Origin of the sequence: Chryseobacterium fluminis, from assembly GCF_026314945.1 — a bacterium.
Lineage (GTDB): Bacteria > Bacteroidota > Bacteroidia > Flavobacteriales > Weeksellaceae > Chryseobacterium > Chryseobacterium fluminis.
On record NZ_CP111121.1, the window covers coordinates 690,085 to 716,291 of the forward strand.

Annotated in this window: 23 protein-coding genes; 12 read left to right on the forward strand and 11 right to left on the reverse strand. The window is 38.6% G+C overall.

The window, feature by feature from the left end; translation table 11 throughout:
* Nucleotides 1–8: 8 nt before the first annotated feature.
* Genes ODZ84_RS03230 through glgB form a run of 3 tightly spaced genes read right to left on the reverse strand, consistent with a single transcriptional unit; the run spans nucleotide 9 to nucleotide 3,891 of the window.
* Nucleotides 9–539, reverse strand: coding sequence for an FEKKY domain-containing protein (locus ODZ84_RS03230; RefSeq protein WP_266175573.1), 531 nt, complete (start codon nucleotides 537–539; stop codon nucleotides 9–11).
* Entirely contained in the window at nucleotides 540–1,946 is a 1,407-nt protein-coding gene (locus ODZ84_RS03235) for a glycogen synthase (RefSeq protein WP_266175574.1), read from the reverse strand. It abuts the gene before it with no gap.
* Nucleotides 1,927–3,891, reverse strand: coding sequence for a 1,4-alpha-glucan branching protein GlgB (gene glgB, locus ODZ84_RS03240; RefSeq protein WP_266175575.1), 1,965 nt, complete (start codon nucleotides 3,889–3,891; stop codon nucleotides 1,927–1,929). Before glgB ends, ODZ84_RS03235 begins: the two co-directional genes overlap by 20 nt.
* A gap of 213 nt (nucleotides 3,892–4,104) precedes the next feature.
* Here glgB and ODZ84_RS03245 point away from each other — a divergent pair, with 213 nt between their 5' ends.
* The 8 genes from ODZ84_RS03245 to ODZ84_RS03280 all read left to right on the forward strand — a co-directional run bounded on the left by ODZ84_RS03245 (nucleotide 4,105) and on the right by ODZ84_RS03280 (nucleotide 13,099).
* Nucleotides 4,105–5,226, forward strand: a complete 1,122-nt coding sequence (locus ODZ84_RS03245) for an alpha/beta hydrolase (RefSeq protein ID WP_266175576.1) — start codon at nucleotides 4,105–4,107, stop codon at nucleotides 5,224–5,226.
* Between the two features lie 63 nt (nucleotides 5,227–5,289).
* Nucleotides 5,290–6,705 carry a M17 family metallopeptidase gene (locus ODZ84_RS03250; protein WP_266175577.1) on the forward strand — a complete coding sequence of 472 codons (1,416 nt, stop codon included), beginning with the start codon at nucleotides 5,290–5,292 and terminating at the stop codon, nucleotides 6,703–6,705.
* Between the two features lie 142 nt (nucleotides 6,706–6,847).
* Nucleotides 6,848–8,059, forward strand: coding sequence for an ATP-grasp domain-containing protein (locus tag ODZ84_RS03255; RefSeq protein WP_266175578.1), 1,212 nt, complete (start codon nucleotides 6,848–6,850; stop codon nucleotides 8,057–8,059).
* A 26-nt stretch (nucleotides 8,060–8,085) separates the two neighbouring features.
* Nucleotides 8,086–8,799 carry an alpha/beta hydrolase-fold protein gene (locus tag ODZ84_RS03260; protein WP_266175579.1) on the forward strand — a complete coding sequence of 238 codons (714 nt, stop codon included), beginning with the start codon at nucleotides 8,086–8,088 and terminating at the stop codon, nucleotides 8,797–8,799.
* A gap of 46 nt (nucleotides 8,800–8,845) precedes the next feature.
* Nucleotides 8,846–9,802, forward strand: coding sequence for an ATP-grasp domain-containing protein (locus ODZ84_RS03265; protein WP_266175580.1), 957 nt, complete (start codon nucleotides 8,846–8,848; stop codon nucleotides 9,800–9,802).
* Nucleotides 9,803–9,827: 25 nt separating this feature from the next.
* Nucleotides 9,828–10,946: a carboxylate-amine ligase gene (locus tag ODZ84_RS03270; RefSeq protein WP_266175581.1), complete on the forward strand. Its 1,119-nt coding sequence runs from the start codon at nucleotides 9,828–9,830 to the stop codon at nucleotides 10,944–10,946.
* A gap of 31 nt (nucleotides 10,947–10,977) precedes the next feature.
* Nucleotides 10,978–11,811, forward strand: a complete 834-nt coding sequence (locus tag ODZ84_RS03275) for a type 1 glutamine amidotransferase (protein ID WP_266175582.1) — start codon at nucleotides 10,978–10,980, stop codon at nucleotides 11,809–11,811.
* Nucleotides 11,812–11,914: 103 nt separating this feature from the next.
* Nucleotides 11,915–13,099: a hypothetical protein gene (locus ODZ84_RS03280; protein ID WP_266175583.1), complete on the forward strand. Its 1,185-nt coding sequence runs from the start codon at nucleotides 11,915–11,917 to the stop codon at nucleotides 13,097–13,099.
* Between the two features lie 564 nt (nucleotides 13,100–13,663).
* Here the strand turns inward: ODZ84_RS03280 and cphA are convergent.
* The gene (gene cphA / locus ODZ84_RS03285) at nucleotides 13,664–16,294 is read right to left on the reverse strand and encodes a cyanophycin synthetase (protein WP_266175584.1); all 2,631 of its coding nucleotides are present in this window, start codon (nucleotides 16,292–16,294) and stop codon (nucleotides 13,664–13,666) included.
* A gap of 200 nt (nucleotides 16,295–16,494) precedes the next feature.
* On the opposite strand from cphA, the gene ODZ84_RS03290 reads away from it, so the two are divergent.
* The 3 genes from ODZ84_RS03290 (at nucleotide 16,495) to ODZ84_RS03300 (ending at nucleotide 18,695) form a co-directional block, all read left to right on the forward strand.
* The gene (locus ODZ84_RS03290) at nucleotides 16,495–17,382 is read left to right on the forward strand and encodes a cyanophycinase (RefSeq protein ID WP_266177317.1); all 888 of its coding nucleotides are present in this window, start codon (nucleotides 16,495–16,497) and stop codon (nucleotides 17,380–17,382) included.
* A gap of 103 nt (nucleotides 17,383–17,485) precedes the next feature.
* Entirely contained in the window at nucleotides 17,486–18,328 is an 843-nt protein-coding gene (locus ODZ84_RS03295; protein ID WP_266175585.1) for an isoaspartyl peptidase/L-asparaginase, read from the forward strand.
* A gap of 100 nt (nucleotides 18,329–18,428) precedes the next feature.
* On the forward strand, nucleotides 18,429–18,695 hold the full coding sequence (locus ODZ84_RS03300; RefSeq protein WP_266175586.1) for a YtxH domain-containing protein: 267 nt from the start codon (nucleotides 18,429–18,431) through the stop codon (nucleotides 18,693–18,695).
* Between the two features lie 52 nt (nucleotides 18,696–18,747).
* Here ODZ84_RS03300 and ODZ84_RS03305 read toward each other — a convergent pair whose 3' ends face one another.
* The 7 genes from ODZ84_RS03305 to ODZ84_RS03335 all read right to left on the reverse strand — a co-directional run bounded on the left by ODZ84_RS03305 (nucleotide 18,748) and on the right by ODZ84_RS03335 (nucleotide 25,554).
* Complete coding sequence (locus ODZ84_RS03305; protein WP_266175587.1) at nucleotides 18,748–19,548, reverse strand: class I SAM-dependent methyltransferase; 801 nt, start codon at nucleotides 19,546–19,548, stop codon at nucleotides 18,748–18,750.
* Nucleotides 19,549–19,721: 173 nt separating this feature from the next.
* On the reverse strand, nucleotides 19,722–20,552 hold the full coding sequence (locus tag ODZ84_RS03310) for a PH domain-containing protein (RefSeq protein WP_266175588.1): 831 nt from the start codon (nucleotides 20,550–20,552) through the stop codon (nucleotides 19,722–19,724).
* 262 nt (nucleotides 20,553–20,814) lie between these two features.
* On the reverse strand, nucleotides 20,815–21,774 hold the full coding sequence (locus tag ODZ84_RS03315; protein ID WP_266175589.1) for a PH domain-containing protein: 960 nt from the start codon (nucleotides 21,772–21,774) through the stop codon (nucleotides 20,815–20,817).
* Between the two features lie 95 nt (nucleotides 21,775–21,869).
* Nucleotides 21,870–22,964: a leucine-rich repeat domain-containing protein gene (locus ODZ84_RS03320; protein ID WP_266175590.1), complete on the reverse strand. Its 1,095-nt coding sequence runs from the start codon at nucleotides 22,962–22,964 to the stop codon at nucleotides 21,870–21,872.
* On the reverse strand, nucleotides 22,954–24,312 hold the full coding sequence (hisS, locus tag ODZ84_RS03325; RefSeq protein WP_266175591.1) for a histidine--tRNA ligase: 1,359 nt from the start codon (nucleotides 24,310–24,312) through the stop codon (nucleotides 22,954–22,956). The genes ODZ84_RS03320 and hisS overlap by 11 nt, the downstream gene beginning before the upstream one ends.
* A gap of 436 nt (nucleotides 24,313–24,748) precedes the next feature.
* Entirely contained in the window at nucleotides 24,749–25,207 is a 459-nt protein-coding gene (locus tag ODZ84_RS03330; protein ID WP_266175592.1) for an HRDC domain-containing protein, read from the reverse strand.
* Nucleotides 25,208–25,221: 14 nt separating this feature from the next.
* On the reverse strand, nucleotides 25,222–25,554 hold the full coding sequence (locus ODZ84_RS03335; RefSeq protein WP_266175593.1) for a single-stranded DNA-binding protein: 333 nt from the start codon (nucleotides 25,552–25,554) through the stop codon (nucleotides 25,222–25,224).
* Between the two features lie 245 nt (nucleotides 25,555–25,799).
* Between ODZ84_RS03335 and ODZ84_RS03340 the strand changes: the two genes are divergently transcribed.
* Complete coding sequence (locus ODZ84_RS03340; RefSeq protein WP_266175594.1) at nucleotides 25,800–26,171, forward strand: hypothetical protein; 372 nt, start codon at nucleotides 25,800–25,802, stop codon at nucleotides 26,169–26,171.
* The last annotated feature ends 36 nt before the right edge of the window (nucleotides 26,172–26,207 follow it).

Sequence of the window (26,207 nt, forward strand, 5' to 3'; positions counted from 1 at the left end):
TTGAGTTTTTATCTTATTAAATTTACTGTTCTGTCCTTAGTGTTTACACGCACGGTGAAGCATACTTTATTTTCAGCAGTGAGCTTTTCATTATAAACCACAACTTTATAAATATCATCCTCCTGTTCTTTCACTTCTTTATTTACATCATCAATCGGTATACCATATTTTCGGAGCTCATTTCTGAATAATGTATTGGAAATAAGCACATCCATAACATCTACCTTCTTCATCATGAATTCCTCTATTTCTCTATCATACTGGATACGCCAGTCTTTTCCGTATTTTTCTTCGATGGCGGCATATGTTTTTTTATTCCCGGCATTCACACGGTCCATAAGCTTCTGATCAATTACACATCCTGAAACTGAATGATACCTGATCTTCCATTTTTCTGAGATCCCTTCTGCAGCATCATAAAAATCTGATCTGGGATAGCCATAGCTGTAAATCCAATAATAGTCACCGTACCGGTTTCCAGCATTTCCACAGGAAATGATCATGGTTGCAAAACATATTAAAGAGAATTTACTGAACATTTACTTTTGATATAAAGCTATGTATTTTTCCGCTGATTTTTCCCATGTAAAGTCAAAATTCATGTTAGCATGAATAAGATTTTCCATAAGGTCTTTTTCGCTATATATACTCAACGCTCTGTTAATGGCATGGATAATATCGTCTACTCCGGGATATGTAAAATTAATCCCTGCTCCTCCTGTAGAAATATCTTTTACGGTATCTCTTAAACCGCCTGTATATCTGACAATAGGAACTGTGCCGTATTTCATAGAATACATCTGGTTTAATCCACAAGGCTCTACCCTTGAAGGCATCAGTAAAAAATCTGCCGATGCATAGATCTGATGCGAAAGATGTTCTTTATATCCCAGCTCCAATGCAAAATTGCTATAGGTATAATCAAATTCCTTCAGCTTATTCTCAATATAGGTATTGCCGGATCCCAAAATCATAATATTTAAGGCGCCGTACGTCTGCTTAATACTTCTCCAGACCACGTCAGGAAGAAAATCGGCTCCTTTCTCTGTAGCAAACCTTCCGATGAATGCAAACAGGGGAAGCTCCGGTCTTAAACCATATTCTTTACAAAGTTTCTCTTTGTTTTTCTTCTTCTGGGCAACCGCATTTTTAATATTGAAATTAAAATCAAGCATAGGGTCCGTTTCAGGGTTCCATACTTCGGCATCTATCCCGTTGATGATTCCATGGGCTTTTCCGAATTCTTGCCGGACAAGGCCTTCCAGCCCTCTGAAACTCACAAACAGTTCTTCGAGATAGCCCTGAGAAACAGTAGTAAAAGCGGTAGCGCATCTGATCATACTGGCCAGAGGATTTAATAGCCCGTCCCAGTCCAGCAGTCCCCATTTATAGGAATCAAAATGCGGCATATAATTCGCCATGTCCCAGCTCATCATTCCCTGGTATTCACCGTTATGGATGGTTCCAATGGTTTTTACCCCTTTCAGAAACTTAAATTCACCGCAGTATTCAATCATGAAGGGAACGAGTCCCGTATGATAATCATGACAGTGCAATACATCCGGAAGAATCTCCATCGCGCTCAGCCAGTGCAGAACCCCGTGCTGGAAAGCCAGAAACTGGAAGTTCTCATCCTGATATCCGTATGGGTTATCACGATCCAGCAGTCCTGGAATTCTCACCATATACAACTCAAATCCCAATGCATCACTTTTCTCTTTGAGGACCTGCACCTGAAGCATATTGGGTCCCTGGTGAATGAACCCATCAAAAACTATGTCAAACTCATGCTGATGTACAAAAGGTTTGTTGTACCATGGCATAACGACTTTAGCATCAATCCCTTTAATTTTGTTCTGATATTTAGGCAAAGCACCCACCACATCCGCCAAACCTCCTACTTTCGCTATCGGATAACATTCCGTACTAAGATGATAAATGATCATTATTACTTATCTTTAATGTATTTCGTTTATATTTTTTATCTTTTTTCTGCCTAAGAATTATACCGGCAAGCGGTGACAAATTGATGCCGATTGATTTTGGATAACCTCCGTATTCTGCATCCCGCTCATTAAATATATTTGATACCACGCCGCTTCCTCCGTACTTTTCGTCATCAGAATTAAAAATAACTTCCCATGATGAATTTTCACTCACGCCAATTTTATAATCCAGTGCATTGGGTGTTAAATTTAAAATCACCATCAGGACATCATTTTCTTTCTTTCCTTTTCTGAGATAGATATAGACCGAATTTTCAACATCGTCTGCCTGTACCCATTCGAAACCATTGCTGTTAAACTGATTCTCATAAAAAGCGGTCTGTTCTCTGTACAAATGATTCAGATCTTTTACCAAGTTCTGTAAACCTCTATGTACCGGATACTTCAACAAATGCCAGTCCAGACTCTGTTTAAAATTCCATTCTCCGGTCTGGCCGAATTCATCGCCCATAAAGAGTAATTTCGCTCCGGGAAGGGTAAACATATACACATACAAAGCGCGAAGATTGGCAAACTTCTGCCATTCGTCCCCTTTCATTTTATAGATCAGGCTTGCTTTTCCATGCACCACTTCATCATGGGATAAAGGCATCATATAATTTTCGTTATACATATACATCGAAGCAAAGGTCAGCTTATGATGAAAAAACTTCCGGTTATGAGGATCTTGTTTAAAGTAATCCAGGGTATCATGCATCCAGCCCATCATCCATTTCATTCCAAAGCCTACTCCACCGTCATGAACAGGTTTTGTAAGCATCGGAAAATCGGAGCTTTCTTCTGCAATAGTGATGATATGATCACCAAATTCTTTATAAACAGCTGTATTAAACTCCTGTAAAAAAGATTTTGCTTCAAGATTTACATTTCCTCCATAAATATTAGGCTCCCATTCGCCTTCATTTCTGGAATAATCCAGATGAAGCATCGATGTTACTGCGTCTACACGCAATCCGTCTGCATGATATCGCTCCAACCAGAACATGGCGTTGGAAATCAGAAATGATTTAACCTCACTTCTTCCGTAATTGAAAATATAAGACTTCCAGTCCGGATGAAAGCCTTTTCGCGGATCTTCGTACTCATATACATAAGATCCGTCAAATCGGTGCAGGCCATTGGCGTCACCGGGAAAATGCGATGGAACCCAATCTAGAATTACACCAATATTATAAGTGTGAAGTTCATTGATTAAAAACATAAGATCCTGTGGTGAGCCAAAACGTGAATTGGCGGCAAAAAAGCCGGTAATCTGGTATCCCCAGCTCGGATCATAAGGATATTCCATCAGAGGCATAAATTCTACATGCGTAAAGCCCATTTCAGTGATATAAGGAATGAGTTTCTGCGCGATTTCACGATAGTTCAGGAAACGGTCCGGATCTTTATCATCTCTCATCCAGGAACCCAGATGCATTTCGTACACTGATAATGGAGCTTTCAGGCTGTTTTTTTTCCATCGGTTTTCCATCCATCCCTTATCACTCCATTCATACCAGGTGGTAGAAACCAAAGAAGCAGCCTGAAGGTTCTGTTCCCAGCTTAAGGCATAAGGATCACTTTTCTCTAAAATTTCTCCCTGAGAAGTCTTAATTGCATATTTGTAGAGTGTTCCCCATTTCAGTCCTGAAATAAAGCCTTCCCAAATTCCTGATCCATCCCATCTTGGAAACAGAATATGGTCTTTAGCATTCCAGTTATTAAAGTCTCCGATTACGGAAACCTCTTTTGCATTTGGAGCCCATACTGAAAAATAAACCCCTTGTACCTCATCTTTTTTTAAAGAATGTGCACCAAATTTTTCATAGAGCTTATAATGTCTTCCTTCTTTAAAAAGATAGACGTCAAGGTCCGTAAAAAGAGAAAAAGTTTTAACCGAATTCATCACGGTTTTAATTTTAATTTATACATTGTTTGAAACTACGAAAAATATTAATAAAAACAGTTAATTTACATTGAAATAATTATTAATACAAACTCCCTATTCATAGTGTATTGATCAAATATATCATTTTTTTATTCAAGGTTTCAGCGTTTTAAAATATTAATCTAAAATATTTTTTTATAACTTTAAAGGTTAAATGATTAAACACACGTGATGCGATTTGAACTTTATAGTGATGAACCTGATGACAGAGCAGTCTATATTACAGGAAATTTCAACGGCTGGAATCCCAAAGATGACGAATACCTACTAAGACAGGTAAATGACAACACTTTTCTGATAGATATAGACGAGCAGATGCTTCCTGATATCATTGAATATAAATTCACCAAAGGAGGTTGGGAGAATGTGGAGCTTGACAAATATGGGAATATCACTCCGAACAGAAAGATCTCAAAATGGGAAGGAAAATCTCTGAATACAGTTGAAAAATGGAGGCTTAACTGGGGTCCTTTCAAAGAAGAATATTTCCCGATCGCAGAAATTATTTCAGAAGAATTTTACATTCCGCAACTTGAACGCTACAGGAAAATCTGGGCCCTTCTTCCCTATGATTATTATATTTCCGATAAAAGATATCCGGTTTTATACCTTCAGGATGCACAGAATCTGTTCAATGAAGGAAGTGGATACGGAAACTGGGAAATTGATAAAAAACTTTCCGTTCTGGCAGAATACGGCCGTGGAGATGTTATCATCATTGCCGTGGAACATGGAAGCGAAGAAAGAATCAAAGAATATATTTTTGATAATGACCATGTAGCGAACGGATCAGAGGGAAAGAAATACATCCGCTTCATCACCGACACTTTAAAACCTTTCGTTGATGAACATTACCGCACAAAAAAGGACAGGGACAACACCGGGATCGGCGGAAGCTCGCTAGGCGCTTTAATCAGCATCTACAGTGGCTTTCTGTATCCTGAAGTTTATTCAAAGCTGCTTATTTTTTCTCCGTCCCTGTGGGTTGAGCCCAATAATAATTTTCCGATGATGAACTTCAGAGTACCGTTTACCACCAAGATCTACTTATATGGAGGCGCTCAGGAAGGATCAAAGATGGTGAAGAGAATACGGATTTTTGAGGAATATCTAAAAAAATGGGAGAAAAAAAATCTGTTTGATTTTGAGTTTAAAACAAGCATTAACCCTGAAGGTACTCATCAGGAATTTTATTGGTCACAGGAATTTCCAAGGGCGATCGAATGGCTTTTTTATAACAATACAGAAAATCCGGTAGAGGTAAAACCGCAACAAAAAAGTTTTAAAAATTAACAGGCTCCATACGGGTCATACTAAGGATCGAGGCTGCAAAAAATTGAAATATTACAAGTACTTATGAAATTAATCAACAAAAAGAACAAACACTATACTCAGATATTTCACCTGTTCACTGAAGAAGAATGGGCAAAATCCGGAAAAAACTTCAATAAAAATATCTCTGTTTTCTTCACAGGAAAGAAGAACGAAGTTTTTATTAATGCACAGGAAGAAGGGATTGCCTATTTTATCGGAGTAGGTAAATCCGGTTTTAAAAGTTTTGAAATCCAGCAGATAGCCACCAGATTTACACAGGCTCAAAAGAAAAGCATCCGTGCGGTTCCTACTTTGATGGTCGCAGATTTTTTAAGTGAGAAAGAATTTGAAGAATTTATTAAAGGTTTATTAATAGGGACCTATCAATATCCTTCTGATACCAGTCATCCTTTCTGGGATTCAGAATTTGAAATTCATTTTGAAAACATAAGTCAGAAAAAATTAGATACCGTCAAAAAGAGAGCTTTGGCTTTAAGCCACGGCCAGATCGCCTGTCAGGATTGGCTGAATAAACCTGCTAACCTTAAGAAGCCTGATATATTCAGTTCTTATCTTAAAAATCTTGCTAAAACACATGCCTTAAAATATACTTCATTTGACAGGAAAAAGTGTAAAGAACTGGGATTGGGAGCCTATCTTTCGGTTAATCAGGGAAGTGCCTTTGATGCCGCGTTCACCATTCTGGAATATAAAACGACGGCTAAAAATGCTAAAACTTTCGGGCTTGTAGGAAAATGCGTGCTGTTTGACACGGGAGGTATTTCACTGAAAAACCCGGACAATATGCACTATATGAAGTCGGATATGGGAGGGGCTACGGCAGTCCTGGGAACATTGATCTATGCCGCAGAAATGCAGCTTCCCGTTAATATCATTGCTATTTTACCGATCACAGATAATGCAATTTCTGAAGATGCTTTTCTTCCCAGTGATGTCATTACCGCTTATAATGGTAAAACAATAGAGGTTCTGAATACAGATGCCGAAGGAAGAATGATCCTGGCAGACGGACTTTCCTACCTTGCTAAAAATTATAGAACGGATTTTCTGATTGACCTTGCCACCCTCACGGGAAGTTCCGTCAGAATGTTCGGGGATACCTGCGGAGCTCTTTTTTCCAATAATGAGGAACTGAAAAACCTGCTTATAAAATCCGGTGACAAAACCAATCAGAGACTCTGGAACCTTCCCTTATGGGATATCTGGCAGGAAGATATCCGGTCGGATGTAGCCGATCTGAAGAATATTTCCATGAAACCGTTTGGGGACTGTATCATTGCAGCGAAATTCCTTGAGCAATTTATTGAAAACCATCCGAAATGGGCCCATCTAGATATCGCCGGGGTGGCTTTCGGGAATGTAGGATATGCGAAAGAAAAGGCTGCCACCGGCTTTGGCGTGCAGCTACTGACCGATGTAATTGAAAATTATCATTAAAAATTAGTTTATTACAAAAATTCTCTGTATCATTGATATGTAAATTATCAAAAACCTCCCCCTCAGGCAATATTAGGTATAATATAACCAAAAAATACATGATATCGTTTTTGAAAATTTACAGATTATTAAAAAACATTGTATGGAGAAGAAAACTGTAGTATGTATTTCGTGCTATTACAAAGGCTATGATTTCATGGACGAGATGAAAGAGCTGGGTAATACAATCATCCTGGTAACATCAGAAAATCTCAGAGACAGAAATTGGCCATGGCACGCTATTGATGAAGTATTTTATATGCCGGAACAGAAGCCATCTGTCTGGAATCTGGATCATCTAATACAAGGTTTTTCTCACCTCATGCAGACCAGAAAGGTGGATGCCGTTATTGCTCTTGATGATTACGATGTAGAAAAAGCAGCCTTGATCCGGGAAACCTTCAGAATTCCAGGCATGGGACAGACTACCCATCGTTATTTCAGAGATAAACTGGCGATGAGGCAGAAAGCCAAAGATTCAGGAATCAGCGTGCCCGAATTTACAGCCGTTTTCAACAATGATGAGGTGAATCATTTTATTGACCGGATTCCGGGACCATGGGTTTTGAAACCCCGTTCCGAGGCTTCGGCATCAGGAATAAAAAAAGTTACCACCAAAGATCAGCTTTGGGAAGCATTAAACCAACTGGAAGAAGAGCGTCATCTGTTTTTATTGGAAAGTTTTAAACCGGGCGACGTTTTCCATGTTGACAGTTTGACATTCAATAAGGAAATTGTATTTACTTCCGCTTCAAAATATCTGGCTCCTCCTATGCAGGTTTCCCATGAAGGGGGTGTTTTCAGAACAAAAACTTTAGGCAGACATTCCGATGAATTTCAAGCCCTTGAAGAAGCAAATGCCAAAGTACTCCAGAGTTTCGGATTACTTAACGGCGCTACTCATACAGAGTTTATCCGGGGGAAAGAAGATGGAAAATGGTATTTTCTGGAAACCTCTTCAAGAGTGGGCGGTGCTCACATTCCTGACCTCGTGGAAGCTTCCAGCAATATTAACATCTGGAGAGAATGGGCAAAAATAGAGGATGCCCTGTTGAGGGGTAAACACTATAACGTGGCAAAACCTGCCGGATATTATTCAGGATTGATCGTCGCTTTGATAAAAGAAAAAAAACCGGATTATCATGAGTTTGAATGCGAGGAAGCCGTAAAATTCATCCCGATCGATTATCATATCGGTATTGTTTACCGATCAGATGATTCTGCGAAAATACAGGAACGTTTAGATCTGGCAGCAGAAAAAATTCATGCTCATTTTCTCAACATCATTCCTCCACAAAGCAAACCTACCAGCTAACCGTTATTTTCAATTAATCTCATCATATGCCTCATATAGAACACACAGATTATTATTCAAACCTATTAGGAATAAGCATTAAAGTCGAAATAACCGGACATTTCGGATATCCTGTTATTATGTTTCCGACTTCACAGGGACAGTATACTCAAAACCACGACTTCCATTTAAACGGAAGTGTCAACTGGTTTGTAGAACAGGGAAAAATTAAATTATATAATATCCAGACCATTGACAGCGAGAGTTTTTATAATGAGCAGATTCCTCCACAGCAGAGGATCCGAAATTACGAAAAGTATGTTCAGTTTCTGATCCAGGAATTTGTTCCATATATTCAGAAAATTCATAAAACACACCGGGTCGCTGTAGCAGGAGCAAGCTTCGGAGGATATCATGCTGCCAATTTTGCTTTTCGGTTTCCGGATGTTGTGTCACACTTATTCAGCCTGTCAGGTGCTTTCAGCATCAGAAATTTTATGGACGGATATTCTGACGAACTGGTTTATTTCAATTGTCCGAGGGAGTTTGTAAAAAATGACGAAGCCTGGAAATACAAGCATATGCATATTGTTTTAAGCACTTCCGACCAGGATATCTGTAAAGATAAAAATGTAGAAATGGCTGATATTTTAAGAGCCAAAGGAATTGATTGCTGGTATGATGAAAAAAATTGGATCAGCCACGACTGGCCCCTTTGGAGAATGGCTTTTCCAACATTTATCGGGGCTTTCTTTTCCTAGAATTTAATTTCAAATCATTAATATTAAAACAATAAAAAATACAATTATGGCAAAGAAAGTAGGAATTCTATTCGGTATGGAGGATACATTTCCCTGGGCTTTTATTGATAAAGTGAACGAATTGGGAAATGGGGAAATTACTGCAGAGGCAGTTACGATCGATAAGCTTGAACAGGGAGCAGATTATGGCTATGCAGTGATTATCGACAGGATTTCACAGGATGTTCCTTTCTACAGAGCCTATCTAAAGAATGCAGCGCTGAACGGAACGTATGTCATCAACAATCCTTTCTGGTGGAGTGCTGACGAAAAGTTTTTCAATAACGCATTGATGTCGAAACTGGGAATACCTCTCCCCAAAACAGTTTTACTTCCCTCATATGAAAGACCCACAGACACTTCCGAAACATCATTCAGAAATTTAAAATTTCCTCATGACTGGGAATATATCTTTGAATATGTAGGATTCCCTGCTTATATGAAACCCCATGATGGCGGAGGCTGGAAAAGTGTCTACCGCGTGGAAAACCCTGAAGATTTGTGGAATAAATTAAGTGAAACAGAGCAGCTGGTGATGATGGTGCAGGAAGAAATCGTGTTTGATGATTATTACAGAGTCTATTGTCTGGGACAGAAATACGTTCACATTATGCCTTACGAACCCAGAAATGACCATCATCTAAGATACGCTACGACTCACCAGACACAGGGTAAGAAACTGGAAAAACTGCTAAAAACGATTCATGACTATACGATTAAAATGAATCAGGCTCTGGGTTACGATTTTAATACGGTAGAATTTGCTATAAGAGACGGAATTCCTTATGCCATCGACTTCTGTAATCCGGCTCCTGATGCCGACAGAAACTCTGTGGGAGAAGAAAATTTTGCCTGGATCGTAGAACATTCAGCAAAACTGGCCATCGAAAAAGCTAAAGTATATGTTCCGGGAAAACCCAATATCGCCTGGGGAACCTTCGTAAAAGATTCCTTAAAAAAATAAAACCTCAATAAAAACACGAAAAAAAATGCATCAGTTTACCATAGGCATCGAAGAAGAATATCAGATCATCGATGTTGAGAGCAGAGATCTGGTTTCTCACGTTTCAAAAATCATTGAAGGCGGAAAAGCGGTTTTAAGTGAAAATTTAAAGCATGAAATGCACGAATCCATGATCGAAATGGAGACCGGCATCTGCCAGAATATCCAGGAGGCCAGAGCTGAGTTAACAAATCTCAGAAGACATCTGATAAAAATTGCCCATGAACAGGGTCTCCGGGTTTCCGGAGGAGGGACGCATCCCTTTTCAAACTGGGAGCACAACACCATCACCAACGGAGAGCGGTACAACAAAATTGTAGATGATATGGGAGACGTTGCGCGCGGAAATCTGATCTTCGGACTCCATGTACACATAGGAATACCGAATCGTGAAGAAGGAGTGAGAATCCAGAATGTGATGCGGTATTTTCTTCCTCATGTGTATGCCCTCTCAACCAATTCGCCCTTCTGGATCGGCAGAAATACAGGCTTCAAATCATACCGGCAGGAAATTTTTGTGAAATTTCCGAGAACGGGTATTCCGAGTTATTTTAACTCGTTAGCGGAATTTGACAGCTACGTGGATCTTCTGGTGAAAACCGGAACCATTGATAACGCCAAAAAAATATGGTGGGACCTTCGGGTTCACCCCTTCTACCCTACGATTGAATTCAGGATCTGCGACATGCCGCTGAGAATCGAGGAAACAGTTTGTTTGGCGGCCATTATGCAAAGTCTGGTGGCAAAAATTTATAAACTTCACCAGCAGAACCTCAGCTTCAGAAGTTATCGAAGGTTATTGTTAAATGAAAATAAGTGGCGGGCCTCCAAAAGCGGTATCGAAGCTCATCTCATTGACTTTGGCAAAGAAGAGTCGGTGCCTTATCCCCTTTTACTGAAAGAACTGTTGGAATTCATTGATGATGTGGTAGACGATTTAGGATGCCGGAATGAGGTGGAGTATGCCTGGAAAATTTTGGAGAACGGAACCGGAGCAGACCGGCAGTTGCAAATCTTTAAGGAGACCGGTGATCTGACCAAAGTTGTCGACTATATGATCTCAGAGACAGAATATGGTATTACCCATGGTTTACCTTCTCTGTAATAATTTGGTAACTTTGTACAAATTATAAGGTATGAAAAATATTCGAATTGCTTTAATGGACATGAACAATAATCAGGTTAATCAGGGCTTTAAAAATATAGGGGAAATCGCCGAAGCCTTCCGGAAAAATGCTGAAGAAAATGTAAGCATCCGGACCTTTGATGTACGATACAGGAACGAAGTGCCGGATATTCAGGATTTCGACATCTTTATTTCTTCAGGAGGTCCCGGAAATCCACACAGGGAAGGACATGAGTGGGAAGAAAAATTTGCAGATTTTTTAAATGCTGTTCTTGAACACAATCAATATAATGACTGCAAAAAGTACCTTTTTTTAATCTGTCACTCTTTTCAGCTGGCGAGCATCCATTGGAAATTGGGAAATATCTGCAGACGAAAATCGTATTCTTTCGGCGTCATGCCGGTTCACAAAACGGAAGGGGGTAAGCAGGAGTTTTTATTTAAAAACCTTCCGGATCCTTTTTACGCGGTAGATTCCAGGGCTTTTCAGTTTATTCAGCCTGATTACCGGCGTTTCGAAGAATTGGGAATGAAGATCGTTGCCATCGAAAAGGCCCGTCCGCATATCAATTTAGAAAGAGCCGTTATGGCCATCCGTTTTTCTGAAGAGATTTTCGGAACCCAGTTTCATCCCGAAGCCAATCCTGAAGGCATGATCGAAAACCTGAAAGACATCAGAAATAAAGAAGCCATGATTGAAAATTTCGGAATGGAAAAATATCTGGAAACGATGGACAGAATGGATGATGAAGATAAAATTATTCTGACACAGGCTCAGATTTTACCCCGATTTTTAGATCTGGCAAGAAGAAGAATTGTACAACAGACAGAAGCAACAGTTTAAATAAAGACGTTCAGGCAACTCATGTAGCCGGGATTGATATAAAAAAATCACTATGAAATCGGACAACAATGGTCCGATTTTTTAAAATCACAACAGAAAAAATATGATTTCAAAATATAGAACACAGTTTAATCATGAATTTTCGCAGAAAAAATATCAGCAGTTCAAAGATATTTTAAAATTAAAAAGCGGTATCGAACCCGGATTCAGAATTTCTGAGAGTCCTCTATTTTTAACGAAGGATTTTGAGTCTAAACTATTGAGTGCCAGTGAGAGCATTATTGGTCAGATTAAAAATCTGCCGACCAAAGTATTACAAAAAGCCATTCCTGATCATTGCAGGGTTCCCGGTGATACGGATAAACCCCACTTTTTTACCATCGACTTCGGAATCTGTAAAAATGGAAACGGAGAACCGGAACCTCAATTGATAGAGCTGCAGGCCTTCCCTTCTCTGTATGCTTTCCAGAGAGTCTACGAAGACACTTTTTGCGAGCTGTATCCTTTTCTTTCAGACATCAGGAATACTCTGTCTGATGATGACTTTAAAACTTATATGAAGGATCTCATTGTAGGTGACGAAAAACCGGAAAATGTAATTCTGCTGGAAATTTATCCCGAAAAACAGAAAACAGCCATTGATTTTCTTTTAACACAAAAATTATTGGGAATAAAAACCGTCTGCCTCACTAAAGTGAAGAAAAAGGGAAGAACATTATTCTATGAAAATGAGGGACAACTGACTGAAATCAAAAGAATCTATAATCGTGTTATTTTTGACGAGCTGGACCGGATCCCGGACCTTAAGACTGAATTCGATTTCCATGAAGAGGTTGATGTAACCTGGGTTACGCATCCCAACTGGTTTTTTAAAATTTCAAAATTTCTGCTGCCTCTTCTTGATCATCCATATGTGCCGAAGAGTTATTTTTTACACGAATTTCCGGAAACTGAAAATCTCGCAGATTTTGTTTTAAAACCCCTATTTTCATTCGCAGGCAGTGGCGTAGACCTGTATCCGACAAAAGAAATCACAGACGCTATACAGGATAAAGAAAACTATATCTTACAGAGAAAAGTAACGTATGAACCCATTTTCAGGGATATCAACGGTGAGTTTTCCAAAGCCGAGATCCGGTTATTATATATCTGGCGTGAAAATGATGAGCACCCTATCCTACTGGAAAATTTGGGAAGAATGACAAAAGCTGATATGGTAAATGTAGATTTTAACAAAAAGGATGCGATCTGGATCGGAAGTTCTAATGCCTTTTTTGCAGAAGAATAACTTTTTCACCCCTTAAACAGTAAAGCTGTTTAAACTTTTCTATTATCACAAAGGAGATCCGAAAGATTTCTAAACACTTAAGATAATTAAAGTAATATGTTTTACGCAAAAGAAGTACACGTAAGTTTTTTGAAAATCTTTGATTTTCACCTGATGTGAACTTAATTCTGCGGTATTTTTTAAAACTTTCTAAAGTGTACTTAAGTGTGAGACAGTAAGTACCACACACCGCTACCGCACGAATCCTTTCGTGTGGTTGTCTGAAATAGTCCTTTAACGAAAGTTCCCGCCACTGGCAACCGGTTTTCGGCCGTTTATAGTGGACTGAATTATTTTACCAAGTCAAACTTCAGAAAATCCTCTTTTCCTTCTGCTTAAATGGGTAAAATTCATTTCTCTATTTTATCTTTGCTGATGAGCTCCCGATTGTTAGTCCTTAATTACAATTCAAAATTGCTAAATTTTAGCGACCTCTTTTCCTATATAAGTTTAAACGACTTCAGTATGAACAAGCGAGTAATTATATAAAAAATACAGGCTGACGAATCGTCAGCCTGTATTTTTTTAAGAATTTTTAGTGTCTTCCAGAAATTCCCTGGCCTGGTATTCCTGTACCAGATCTATTGCATTAGAGATGACATCACTTAATGCTGTAATGAAAGTTCCTTCCTCAGCCATTCCCATGGCATGTTTCAGAGCTTCTATTTCTTTAGGTATAATTTCATAACTGACATCTCTTCCGGCTTCATTGATTCCGTCGATAATTAACCCGTTAATCTCTTCTTCTTTTCTACCACGAAGATGCTTTTCATTTCTGATGATGATATAGTCAAACATTCTGCCGGCAATTTTTCCGCATAATTTTATATCCTCGTCTCTGCGGTCTCCCACGCCGGAAATAATTCCTATTTTTTTGGTAGATTCTATATTTTTAAGATAGTCTTCAATAGCTTCATAACTCGCTGGATTATGGGCAAAATCTATTAAAACCTTAAAACTTTTAAAGTTAAATACATTCAGTCTTCCCGGAGTAAGTTGGGCACTTGGCATAAATGTTCTCAGTGAATTGGAAATATCTTCAATACCAAAACCTTGCAGATAACTTGCCAGAGAGGCAGCCAGAACATTTTCTATCATAAATTTAGCCTTCCCTTCCATGGTGATCGGGAAATCTTTTGCTTTTCCGATCCTGATCTTCCAGTCACCTTTTTTTATCGTTACAAATCCCTCTTCATACACACAGGTAATTTTTCCCTCTTTGGCAAATTTCTGGATATATTTATTATTCTCATCCATACTGAAAATCGCTACATTGCAATGCAGATCGTTCAGAATGCGCATGGAATATTCATCATCAGCATTCATGACACTCCAGCCATTTTTCTTAACGCTGTCTAATAACACTCTTTTTACTTTGGTAAGATCCTTCAGGTTATGAATATCATTTAAGCCCAGATGGTCTTCCTTAATATTGGTAAGGACACCGATATCACATTGTGAAAAACCTAATCCGGAACGCAGAATTCCGCCTCTTGCTGTTTCCAGGACGGCAAACTCTACTGTTGGGTCTTTCAGAATAAATTCTGCAGAAAGAGGCCCTGTAGTATCTCCTTTGGTCAGCATGGTATTCTGAATGTAAATACCGTCAGAGGTGGTAAATCCTACTCTGTACCCATTATTCTTTACAATATGTGAAATTAATCTTGTCGTTGTCGTTTTACCATTCGTTCCCGTTACCGCAATGATAGGAATAGTGAAAGGTTTACCCTGCGGGTACAGCATATCAACCACAGGCGCAGCAACGTTTCTCGGCAGTCCTTCACTCGGCGCCAGGTGCATTCTGAATCCCGGGGCAGCATTGACTTCAATAATAGCACCGCCACTTTCTTTTAACGGCTGGGTAAGATTTTCCGCCATGATATCAATTCCGCAGACGTCTAAGCCGATAATTTTTGAAATCCTTTCAGCCATAGTAATATTTTCAGGATGCACCATGTCTGTAACATCTATGGAAGTTCCTCCGGTAGACAGGTTTGCAGTTGATTTCAAAAAAACAACTTCCCCCTTATGGGGCACAGTGTCCAGGGTATACTCCAGCTTTTCCAGAAGTTCTATGGTATCTTTATCAACTGCAATTTCGGTTAAGACATTTTCATGACCGTAGCCTCTCCGCGGATCTTTATTTTCTTTATCAATCAGTTGCTGCAGATTTAATTCGCCGTCCCCTACAACATGAGCCGGAACCCTTCTTGCTGCTGCAATCATTTTATTATTGATAACCAGAACACGGAAATCGTATCCCGTAATATATTTTTCAACAATTACTTTTTTTGAATATTTCTGAGCATGTTCCAACCCTATTTTGGCCGCTGCCCAATCATTGACATTTATGGATGAACCCTTCCCGTGATTTCCGTCCAGAGGTTTGATGACAACAGGATAACCAATCTTTCTGACAACACTGTCCAATCCTTCCTCGTCGATGATCAGTTCGCCTATAGGAACCGGAATAGCTGCATCATGAAGCATCCGCTTGGTCAGATCCTTATTACAGGCAATATCTACCGCAATAGAACTTGTATTTCCTGTGATGGTAGCCTGAAAACGCTGCTGATTTACGCCGTATCCAAGTTGTACCAGGGAATTGTTGCCCAAACGGATCCAGGGAATTTTTCTTGAAACCGCTTCTTCCACGATACTTCCCGTAGACGGGCCTAAGCGTACTCTTTCGCGGATCTCTTTTAATTTCTGAATACAGGCATTAATATCATATTCTTTTCCTTCTATTAAAGCTTCTGCGATTTTCACAGCTTCTTCTGCAGCATAAATTCCTGCATTTTCTTCAATATAATCAAAGACAACATTATAAATACCCGGAGTTTTTGTTTCACGGGTCCTCCCAAAGCCTGTCTCCATACCTGCCAGGGTCTGAATTTCCAAAGCAATATGTTCGATAACATGTCCCATCCATGTTCCCGTTTCTATCCTATGGAAAAAGCCGCCTTCCACTCCTTCTGAGCAGCGGTGGGTAAACAGGGACGGGAGTAATTTTTCTATTCTTTCTCTGAAACCGTCGATCTTATTTGTCGGGAAATTTTCCATCTCTTCGAGATCCAACCTCATCTGTATCAGCTTCTTTCTTCTGATACTCCAGATATTCGGGCCACGCAATGCCTGTATCTTTTCAATTTTCATAATCAAATTGCATTTTTAATAGTTAACAATAACTCCTTGTAAAATCAAAGATAATGCAAAACCCTAAACGAAACTATACCACACTTAAAGATTTACTAAAAAAGTGAGAATATGATGAATATTTATAAAATACTCAAAATCAAGTTATCTTGCCGTAGATTTCGTCACATGTTAATTATTTTTTAAATTTGCATACTATGATGAAACCAGTTGGAAAATTGATTGTGATCGGAGGTGCTGTAAATAAAGGAAGTTTTGCAGAAACCGATTTTGATCAGAATATAGAAAAAAACCTTAATTTCTTTGAAAGAGGTATCCTGAGAAAAATTATAAATGAATCTAAGCACAAAGAAAATTCTGTGATCGAAGTGGTGACTACTGCCTCTCAGATTCCGCAGATTGTGGGCTCGGAGTATAAAAAAGCTTTTGAATTCCTGGGTGCTAAGAATGTTAATATTCTCGATATTCACAACCGTGAGGAGGCCAATTCTGATGCGATGGTGGCCAGAGCCAATGCCGCGGATGTAGTGATGTTCACCGGTGGAGACCAGCTGAGGCTGACCTCAATTCTCGGCGGAACCAGATTTCATGATACCATTTTATTAAAATACCAGGAGCAGGATTTTATTTATTCCGGAACTTCTGCCGGAGCCGCAGCGGCATCTGAAAACATGATCTATCAGGGTAGCAGCTCCGAAGCCTTGCTGAAAGGTGAAATTAAGACTACGCAGGGGCTCGGATTAATTGATAATGTTATTATTGATACCCATTTTGTACAGAGAGGAAGAATCGGGCGTCTTTTCCAGGCTGTTGTCAACAATCCCAGAACTCTGGGAATCGGTTTAGGTGAAGATACGGGACTTTTCATTCATAATGATGTGATGACTGCTGTAGGATCCGGACTTGTCATTTTAGTAGACGGTAGGTTCATTAAAGATACAAATCTCACCAATATCAATTTAGGAGAGCCTATTTCTATTGACAACTTAACCGTCCATGTCCTGTCGATGAACGATCACTATGATTTAACCACTAAAACACTGACGATCGAAAACTCGCAGTTTAATCCCATTCCTCAGGACAAATAAAGTAGGGTTTGAATAATAGCTTAGGATTAAAAATTAAAATTAATCCCGAATTCGCGTAATCAGAACTTATAATCCCTAAATTACCAGTCATAACTTTATATATATGAAAATAATCATCCACGGCGGTTTTTTTTCCGAAAGCGATCAAAGCCAGGAGGTAAAAACAGCCAAACAAAATTCTTTGAAAAACATTGCCCAAAAGGCTTTTGAATATCTGAAGACCAATTCAGCATTTGATACGGCGGCGTATGCCGTTTCCTTATTGGAAGATGATGAGTTATACAATGCCGGGACAGGCTCGCAGATCCAGAGTGACGGCATCATCAGAATGAGTGCTGCTGTTATGGACGGCGAAACCCAGAAGTTAAGCGGTGTTATAAACATACAGGATGTTAAAAATCCGGTTTTAGTGGCTAAACATTTGCTGAATGAAGATGACCGCGTTTTAGGAGGCAACGGAGCAAAAAATTATGCAACAGCACACGGTTTTGAAAATTTTTCAACTGAAATTCCACAGAGGAGAAAAGAATATGAAGAAAAACTACAGAACGGCGGAAAAGGAACGGTAGGCTGTGTGGCCATGGACAGCAATGGAAAACTGGCAGCTGCTACGTCCACGGGAGGAAAAGGATTTGAAATACCCGGAAGAATTTCTGATTCGGCAACGGTGGCCGGAAATTATGCCAACGAGTTCTGTGCAGTAAGCTGTACGGGTGTAGGTGAGGATATTGTAAGCAATGCAACGGCAGCAAAAATTGTTACAAGGGTTGTAGATGGAATGTCATTAAAGAATGCTTTCGATAAAACTTTTGAAGAATTAAAAAAAATTGACGGCTTTGCTGGTGCTATTGCAATCGATAAAGATGGAACGCTCTACCATCAGGATTCGCATCCTACCATGGCTTTTGCAAGCTTTGACGGCACAGATTTTACAGTGTTCAGTTAATTTTAACATTATTTTATAAGTGAATCTATTTTTTTGGCACGTATTTTACATACTTACTAATAACAAATTTTAATATTAATCACTTAAAAAAATAGAAATCATGGGAAATAAGACTAAAGGACTGTTAGCTTTATTAGGTATAGGAGCATTAGCTTACTACAAGTACAAAAAATCTACTCCGGAAGAGCAGCAAGCTGTAAAAGATAAGTTAAATACAGCAAAGGACAACTTTAACAAGTGGGGAAGCGATTTGAAAAGCAAAGCAAATGACGTTGCTTCTCAGGTTCAGAGCAAAGCTAACGATGTTGCTTCTCAGGTTCAGAACAAAGCAGAAGATGTAAAAAATCAGGCGCAGGAAACTGTATAAACAAAAATCGTTTTTTTTAACATTCATATATAGGGAAAGGTCATCGCAATTTTTATTGCGATGATTTTTTTTGTGTTTCTAATGCGTATACTAAAGGAAGTTTATTTCCGAACTGCGGAATTCTCCATTTGCCCTTCTCAAATTCATCGACATGCCTGAAGCAAGGATAAGGAGACCAGTCAAATTCCTGAAATACTTTGATTTCGAAATGATTCTGAATAAGATTCTGAAGGACTTCAGCCAGTGAGTGATTCCACATGACATACTCCTGAACAATATTAGCAGACTGATCGGCATACGTCCCTTCATAAGTTTCTATTATTGGGCTTTCATTGAAGTAATTATATGAAATTTTTGTAAAATCCTCATCAAACATCCATACCGCAGGATGAAATTCCGCCATTATAAATCTTCCGCCAGGATTTAAAAAAGTATTAATAATATTTGCCCATCTGCTAAGATCCGGCAGCCAGCCTATGGTACCATAACTGGTAAAAACAATGTCAAATTTCCGATCTAATATCTCAGGAAGGCTATATAAATCCGTACAGATAAATTCCGTAGCCATATTACATTTTTCAGCCAGGTCTTTTGCTGTTTCAATCGCCTTATCCGACAGATCTATTCCAGTAACCTCTGCTCCCAGTCTCGACAGTGAAATAGAATCCTGTCCGAAATGACATTGCAGGTGGAGGATGCTTTTTCCTTTAATATCCCCCAGAAGTTCCAGCTCAATCGAATTCAGTGAACTTCTTCCTTTAAGAAATTCTTCAACGAAATAAAAATCTGACTTCAAGTGGGTCTCTACTTTGGCATTCCACGAATTTTTGTTTACTTCTAAATAATTTTCCATTGTTTGATTTTAAAGTTAATTTATAATTTATCATCTCGCTCCCCCTTGAATATAATTTTCAAAAACTTTTTGTTGCTGCCCTTTTTTGAGATGGATAGAAAAGCACCAATTACAGCCGCTCAATACACAACTGTTCCCCGGCACTCAGCATCTTGATGATCGAAAGATCTGTATCACAGTTTATCTAAAAGCTTTTTCTTCTGTAATGTAAATTCCTGATCTGTCAGAACCCCGTTTTCTCTTAACCGTCCTAATTTTTCAAGCTGCTCAAACACAGCTTCTGCTGAGACCGTTTCTACTTTGTGCGACTTTTTTTGAGATTCTTCTTTATTGTAGATTTTTTCAATAAAATGATAGAAATCTTCTGCATAGTCTTTATTCAGAAAAGATTCAAATTCCACAACCGTATCGTCCGTATGAATTTTAATGATGGGTGATAAAAAACTTCTTACGAAACTTACCTTTATAATATTTTCATTAGGGTATTCATTAATTTTAGAAGGAGAAAACATCGCCTTCGAAAGAGAAATAATCCTTTTCTGCGTGACCACTAAAATGCCTGCATCTACGGTTTTTGAAAACTGTGCATCGGTAACGGCTAAAATTTTCTCGTCCGGAGCAAGCATATTGGGTAGTTCTTTGATCTCACCTCTGGCAAAAACAGAAAGATTGGCTTTTAACTGATCTAGCTGCTGTTTTATTTCCTTCAGCCTCTTTCTGTAAAGGTCTTTGGATAGAAAACCATGCTGGCAACTAATGGATGCAGGCAGATATTCAACTGGGATTTCGTCCGTTCTTTCCTGAGCCGGTTTGCCATTTTGAAATAAACGATTAATATCATCAAGATTGAAATGAGAAAGATTGTAAAGCAGTTCTGCATTGATGTTACTTGCTTTTTCCAGGCAGGTATTACAAAGAACTGTACCGTCTGAAAGTTTGTTTTCACCAAGCATTTTATCGATCGAGGTCAGTTGATGTCCGCATAATCCGCAATGATCATTCATTTTTTTTATTTTAATTAAATCTTTAAAGCTTTTCCGGCAAGTCTTCTGTGTTTGATCTTTCCCGTACAGTTAAAATTCAGCGTTTTTCAGCAATCCCAACCTTAAGGATGCCAGAAAATATTTACTCCGCAGTGCAAAATCCATTCTTACCTGATCCTTTATTTCCGTCCGGAAATATCTCAATCATAATAACTTCTCACCCTATCTATGGGCACAGTGTTTCGTAGGAGTTTTAATTTTTGACTGAAAATTAATATTTATTTTAAATTCTGCTTAATAATTTTTTCTTCTGTTCGGCAAACTCATCTTCAGTTAAAACTCTAAGTTCCCTCAGCTTCCCGAGTTTTTCCAGCTGCTCGAAAATAACTTCCGGGGATTCCTTTTCCTTATCTGCCGCATGCTGTCCGGCGGGTTTTGAAACTTCCTGCTGAAATGGTGATTCTGAAGTCTGTAGAGTATACAGATTAAAAGAAGAAGCCTGAATCTGTTGTTGTTGTTGTTGTTGTTGTTGTTGTTGTTGTTGCACAGGTGGAATATATGGTTTTGCAGAGCCGTTAAGATATGAGTTGACCGCATTGCAGAAAGTTTTCCCGTCATTTTTATTATGAAGTTTGAATTTTGCCGTCGAACCACTTTTGGTAAATACTTTTAGGGTAGAATACAAAAGGTTTTCGATGTGGTCTACAGAAGAGATATTCTGATACAAATATTCGTCCTTCTGCACATTGCCAAAGAATTTTTTATCAATAAAAACCACTCTTTTCTGTGTAGAAAAAATAAGACCTTCTATTTTTCCTGGCATGGCGAGACCTTCTGCAATGGCGGTCAGTCTTTCGTCGTTTTCCAATATATTTACCAGTTCCTTTACCTCATCATTAACGAAAATACTTAGCCTGGCGTTGAGCGCGACGATCTGATCCTGAATATGATCTAGCCTTGTCGGCGTTCCTCCGAATCCAAAACCCGGAGTACTATTGCCCTGTAAGCCTACAGACTGTGATGTTACGGTCTGAGCGGTTCCCTCAATTTTTCCCTGGAGAATAATCCCTCTGATCTCCGGGAGAAAAAACTGGCTGAGATCATTAATGATATCTTTATTAATTTGGGTAGCTTCATTCAGGCATTTATTGCACAGAATATGGCTGTCTGCCAGTTTATTTTCACCTGAAATCGTATCCATAGGTGTTAAAAGCGCTCCGCACAATCCACAAATGTTATTCATAAGGTTTTATGTTTAATAGTTTTTTATAACTTGATGTACCCTAAATTACAAATTGTATTTTAATATTGGCGGAAATTTTTGAGCTTCCTTCAGTTTTAAAAAGGCTTGTATGGATTAACGAGCGTTACTTTTGTATTAGGCAAATTTCTTTTCAGCTTTTCCAGATCAGCTGGGGATAGTTTATTTCCCCAAAAGCTTAAGCTTTTCAGGTGGGTAAGCTTTTCCAATCCGGGAGGTAAATTCTGAATCTGACAATTCGACAAATCCAGGGTTTGCAGACTCGACGCATTCCACAATTCTGCCAGCGCCTGAGAAGATATCTTACATTTATCTGCAAAAAGGTGCTTCAAATTTTTCATTTTATCGATGCCGACAGGAAAAGATTCAATACTGTTTTCACTGTAATATACGGCTTCTACATTTTCAGTGTCATATAGTGCAGCCGGGAAAACTTTAAATTTATTTTTACTCAGGTCTATGCTTTTTAATTTTTTAAGCCTGGCAATACTACCCGGAAGAGTTTCCAAATCATTATCTGCCAGATAAAGTCTCACCAGGTTGTCCATTTCCCCGATCTCTTCAGGAATGCTTTTCAGCATATTTTTACTAAGCATAAAGCTTTCAACCTTTTTTAACTTTTTTATACTTTTCGGAAGACTTAAGGGTTGAAGAAAAACCTCTTTATCATTTATAAAGACACTCTTATATTCTCTGCCGATAATTGAAAGCTTTTTCACATTTTCCAGATCTCCGAGATTATCCGGAAGTTTTTCCAAATACGGACAAAACAGATAGAGTTCTTCTAAATTCAGTTTAAGAAACTGCTGTGGGAAAACCTTAATGTAATTAGAGTATATAGATATATTTCTTAAATTCTCAAGTTTGCTGAAACCATTCGGAAAGACTGAAACCTCTGTTCCTCCGCTCATGCTGAAATGAGTGAGATTTTTATAGTTTTTAATTTCTTCAGGAATTTTTGTAAATCCTTTATCAGCCGAAATGCTCAATGTTTTAATATCCCATTTCAGAATCTCCCTGGGAAATTCTTTAACATCTCCGTGTAAAATGACATTGTCTTTTGGTTTAGAAAGGTCTAATGCAGGAGGTGGTGGCGGCATCGTTTCAGATACGTACTGAGCATTTGCGATGCTTCCTGCCAAAATAAGAATCGCAATAAAACTATTTTTCATTATTTAAAAATTCTTCTACAGAAACGGTTTTCTGTTCTCCGGCCTGGAGGTCTTTATACGTTACATTTCCATTTCTGATCTCTTCTTCTCCTAAAAAAACAAGATTTCTGATTCCTTTTTTTTCTGCATAGGTAAATTGCTTCCCTATTTTTGCAGCCTCAGGATAGATTTCGGCAGAAATCCCTTTTTCTCTTAACTGTTTGATTAATTTTAAAGCCTCCAAAGTCTCTTCACCACCGAAGTTGGCAAATAAGTAATCTACTTTCGAGGCTGCTTCTTCAGGGAAAAGTCCTAATTCTTCCATCACGAGATAAATTCTGTCCAATCCGAATGATATTCCGATTCCCGGGATATTTTTCACACCGAAAACCTCCGTAAGGTTGTCGTATCGTCCACCGCCTCCGATAGATCCCATCTGCACTTCATCCGCCTTCACTTCGAAAATCGCTCCGGTATAATAATCTAAACCTCTAGCCAGAGTAATATTAAAAACCAGATTCCGAATATCAACCCCCAGATTAACTGACTGTGTTAAAACAAACTCCAGTTCTTCCACTCCCTTTAATCCAACTTCGTTTCCTGTGAATTTTTCTTTCAGTTGCCGTAGGTTTTCCAGGGCATCATCAGATTGAGTAAAAAGGAAATCCAGCTTATCAACAGATTCCTGGGCTATCCCTCTTTCCAGAAGCTCTTTTACAACCCCTTCTTTCCCAATTTTGTCCAATTTATCAAGAGCCACGGTAAAATCAATCAGTTGATCGGTAATTTTGGCATATTCAGCCAGACCTGAAAGGACTTTTCTGTTGTTGAGGTGAATGGTAACCGGAACTTTTAAATCCGCAAAAGATTTCAGGTACAGCTGAATCAGCTCTACTTCCTGAATCAGGCTTTCACTTCCTACTACGTCGGCATCACACTGGTAGAACTCTCTGAATCTGCCTTTTTGGGGACGGTCTGCTCTCCAGACCGGCTGAATCTGATATCTTTTGAAGGGGAAAGTCAGTTGATTGTGATTCATCGCCACGAATCTTGCAAAAGGTACCGTAAGGTCATAACGAAGGGCTTTGTCGGAAATTTGAGAAATCAGTTTCTGATGGTTTTTGTTTTCCCATTCTTCCTGGTTCACTTTTGAAGTATAATCTCCTGAATTTAATATCTTAAAAATCAGGCGATCTCCCTCCTCTCCGTATTTACCTGTTAATGTAGAAAGATTTTCAAAGCTCGGAGTTTCCAAAGGCTGGAATCCAAACAGCTCGAAGTTCTTCTGCAGCGTATTGATAATAAATCTCCTTCTTGACACTTCTACTGCTGTAAAATCTCTCGTTCCTTTTGCTAAACCTGGTTTCATTTTTATAATTGATAAATGATGATTACTATTTGATAAGAATGCAAAAATAGTGATTTGCAAAGACTTTTTCATATTCAATTCATCCCTACTTTACTACTTTTCTAAAAGTTTTTTGTCTTTATTTATCGGAGGTATATTTTATTTATATGTTGGGCTTTATCTCATTCTGCCCATTCAAAGAGGTAAGATTCACCAAGGTTGCTTAATGATATTTGAGATAAAGTGTAACTCATTGACTTGCAAATAGTTTTATTAGTTCAAATAAATATTGCTATCATAAAATTGACATCAAAAATTACTATCTCAAAACGTCAGCTGTGGATAGACAAGCCGGACGTATTACCTGGACAACCTCATTATCAACATCATAAAACCCGGGAAATAATCTTCCCCGGATTTCATTACTTCAATCATTTGTGTTTCTGCTCATATTAAGTCAGGTACTTTCAAGAATTTCTAAAATTTCTTCGCCGTAGTTTTCGATTTTATGTTTTCCAAAACCTTTGATATCCAGCAATTCTTCCTTTTTGGCGGGTTTATATTTAGCCACGGAAATCAGTTCTTTATTAGTCGCGATAAAATAAGTCGGCAGGCTTTGCTTTCTGGCTTTTTCGGACCGCCATTCTTTCAGGGCATCCAGAATTTTTTCTTCGTCCGAATTCAGCGCGTCGCTTTCAGCAGAGTACTTGATGGTCTTGGGATCTTTCACCGTATTTTGCTGTATGGGTTTTGGCTCATCGAAATACAGAACGACAGACCAGTAATTGTCATCATTCACAAAAGCGGTTTCTGCTTTTAGAATTTCTTTTCCCTCCAGGAAAGCGTTGAGCGCCTGCTGATCTCTGTGCAGAAAATCCCGGGCGAGTCTGATTTTAAAAACTTCTACTTTCATCATGTATATTTTTGCCGTTATTTACTTCCTAAAAGCAGAATCTCATCCACTTTAATTTCGGTGATATATCTTTTTACGCCGTCTTTATCGTCATATGACCGGTAGGTTAATTTGCCTTCTACTGCAATTTCTTTCCCTTTAGAAACATACTTCTGAAAAATTTCGGCGACTTTTCCGAATGCCACCAGCGTATGCCATTGCGTTTCCTCTATTTTCTCCCCTTTTGCATTGGTGTAGTGATCGCTGGTAGCGAGTGATACACTTGCTTTTAAACTTCCGTTATCGAAATTTACGGTTTCTACTTCTTTTCCTGTGTAACCTATTAATGTTACGGTGTTTCTTAGTGACATAATATTTTAATTTAAGATTAATATTCAGATCTGAGAGGCTCACTGTTTTCTCAAATCTCTGTTGCAAAGATTGGGGATTACGAAAAACAGAGTCGGTGATAAATTGTTTAAAATCGTTTGTAGTCGTTTGAAAACGGATAGAAGGTCTGCTTTATACAAAATTCCGGATGATTTCTACCGAATATAATTGTTCCGTTCAGCCGTTTGAAAACGGATAATTATGTATCTTTGATAAAGTATTCATTATGAAAAAAAATGTTAATATTTTTGAGTTCTCTTCCAATCTGGGCCTGATAAAAAAAGAACATGAAGCTGAGCCCTGCGTCAGAAAACTTCCGGGCTGGCTCCGGAAATTCGGTTTTCATCCAAGAATACATCCTCGGAATACTATCTGGCTTGTTGCGGGATTGGGTTATAAAAGACTGACCTATACTAATGATCTAAAACCTCACTTTTCGGAAGAAAAATATATCCTGTGTCGACAGCAGAACGGAAATGGGATAGATGATCCAGATCTTATATTAAGCCCTTTAATTTATCACGAAAATGTTTTGGGATCGAAATTACAATTCCGGATCCTGACGATGACGAAAATGGCGATTATACAAAGATTTTAACCGACCTTTTAATTCAGATAATAAATAAAGAAGAAT